General features: G+C 70.9%; 3 protein-coding genes. 1 reads left to right on the forward strand and 2 read right to left on the reverse strand.

Annotated elements, in window-relative coordinates:
• Both AB0E02_RS39250 and AB0E02_RS39255 read right to left on the reverse strand, forming a co-directional pair.
• On the reverse strand, positions 1–401 hold a 401-nt coding region (locus tag AB0E02_RS39250), incomplete at its 3' end, for an ATP-binding cassette domain-containing protein (RefSeq protein ID WP_362149577.1).
• On the reverse strand, positions 394–1,329 hold the full coding sequence (locus AB0E02_RS39255; RefSeq protein ID WP_362149579.1) for an ABC transporter permease: 936 nt from the start codon (positions 1,327–1,329) through the stop codon (positions 394–396). The genes AB0E02_RS39250 and AB0E02_RS39255, both read right to left, overlap by 8 nt.
• Positions 1,330–1,466: 137 nt before the next feature.
• On the opposite strand from AB0E02_RS39255, the gene AB0E02_RS39260 reads away from it, so the two are divergent.
• Positions 1,467–2,090, forward strand: coding sequence for a TetR/AcrR family transcriptional regulator (locus AB0E02_RS39260; protein WP_030417326.1), 624 nt, complete (start codon positions 1,467–1,469; stop codon positions 2,088–2,090).
• Positions 2,091–2,257: the final 167 nt, after the last annotated feature.

Genomic DNA, 2,257 nt, shown 5'->3' on the forward strand with positions numbered 1-2,257 from the left:
CCGCCGAGGACGACGTTCTTCTCGCCGGTCAGGTCGTTCATCAGGGCCGCGTTGACGCCCAGCAGGGAGGGCTGGCCGTGGGTGTAGACCTTGCCGCGCTCGGCCGGCAGCAGGCCGGCGACGGCCTTGAGCAGGGTGGACTTGCCCGAGCCGTTGGAGCCGATCAGGCCGATGGACTCGCCGCGGTAGGCGGTGAAGGACACGCCCTTGACCGCGTGGACCTCGCGCACGCCGGTGGAGGGCTTGCGGCGGACGATGCGGTTCAGGGCCGCGGTGGCGCTGCCCTTGCCGGCGCCCGTGCCGTAGACGCGGTAGACGATGCGCAGATCGTCCGCGATCACCGTCGGGATCCGCTCCTGGGCGGCCGCCGTGGGCTGCACGCCGTTGTTCTGCTCAGCCACGTCCGTAACGCTCCTCGGCCTTCCAGAAGTACACAAAGCCGGCGACACCGGCGAGCAGGGCCCAGCCGCCGGCGAACGCCCAGACGTGCGGCGGCAGTTGCTTGTGGGTGAAGCTGTCGATCAGCGCGAAGCGCATCAGGTCGATGTAGACCGCGGCCGGGTTGCCGTTGAGCAGGACCACCACGAACTGCGGGAGGTGCTTGCCCACCAGGATCCGGCTGATGCTGAACATCACGCCGGACGCGTACATCCAGGTCCGCATGATGAACGGCATCAGCTGCGCCAGGTCCGGGGTCCGGGAGCCGAGGCGCGCCATGACCATCGCCAGGCCGGTGTTGAAGATGAACTGCAGCGTCAGGGCCGGCACGATCAGCAGCCACGACCAGGTGGGCATCTGCCCGAAGCACAGCAGGATGACCACCAGCACGGCCATGGAGTACAGCAGTTGCTGTAGCTGCGCCAGGCAGAACGAGATCGGCAGGCAGGCCCGCGGGAAGTGCAGGGCGCGCACCAGACCGAGGTTGCCGGAGATCGCCCGGGTGCCGGTCATCACCGAGTTCTGGAGGAAGGTGAAGATGAAGACGCCGGTCACCAGGAACGGGATGTAGTCGGGGACGTTGTTCTTCGTGCCGAGCAGCACACCGAAGATCAAGTAGTAGACGGCCGCGTTGAGCAGCGGGGTCAGTACCTGCCAGATCTGGCCGAGCTTGGCGGTGGTGTATTGGGCGGTGACCCGGGCGGTGGCGAACGAGGTGACGAAGTACCGCCGCTGCCACAGCTGGCGGGTGTACTCCGGCAGCGAGGGGCGGGCACCGCTCACCGTGAGGCCGTGGCGTTCGGCCAGCGCGCGCAGCTCGGGGTCGGGGGCGGTGCCGGGTCCGGGCACCCGTTCCGGTGCCGGGGCCGGAGGAGTGAGGGTCTGGGGCATGGGGGCCGCTTTCGCTTGCGTACGGGGGCCGCAGAACGGAGAGCGACGACGGAACGGGTCCGTATCGTCGCGACGCCGACACTAAAGGGAGCTCGCGTCGAAACGCAACCGTAGCGTCGTGACGCTAGGCTCAAGCCATGGCAAAGAACGGCAACGGGAACGACCCCGCGGCGGGCCGCCGCGCCCCGGCGGGCGCCGCGGTACTGCGCGAGGACAAGACCGAGGCGATCCGCGCGGCGGTCTTCGCGGAGCTGGCGGCGGTGGGCTTCGCCCGGATGTCGATCGAGGGCATCGCCCGCCGCGCGGGTGTCGGGAAGACCGCCGTCTACCGGCGGTGGCGCTCCAAGCTGCACCTCGTCCTGGACGTGGTCTCCGCGGTGGCCGCCGCGGGCCTGCCGACCCCCGACACCGGGTCGCTGCGCGGGGACGTACGGATGCTGCTGGAGGTCGCGGCCCGGGCGCTGCGGCACCCGATGGCGTCGCAGATCATCCCGGACCTGCTGGCGGAGGCGGCACGCAGCCCGGAGCTGGCGACCGCGCTGCAGGCGGCGCTGCACGACAGTCAGGAGGGCGTGGCGGCCGCGGTGGTGGCCAGTGCGGTGACCCGCGGCGAGCTGCCGCAGGACGTGGACACCCGCCTCGCGCTGGACCTGCTGACCGGCCCGCTGTACTGGCGGCTGCTGGTCGTACGCGACGAGCTGCCCAAGGGCTACCTCGACGCCCTGGCGGACTCGGTGGCGGCGGCCCTCGGGGCGGAGTGAGCGGAGTCAGGCGCCGGGGGAGGCGGGGCGGGGCGGGGGAGCCTCTGGGGGCGGGGCTGAGGGCGGGGCCGAGCCCCTAGGTGTATTGACCTGGAGCGTTGTTCACGCGGCTGATGGGTGGCTTGCCGCCGAGTGCGGTGTGGCTGCGGTGGTGGTTGTAGGTGTGG

The sequence above is a fragment of the Streptomyces sp. NPDC048196 genome (assembly GCF_040652715.1).
GTDB classification, from domain to species: domain Bacteria; phylum Actinomycetota; class Actinomycetes; order Streptomycetales; family Streptomycetaceae; genus Streptomyces; species Streptomyces siderophoricus.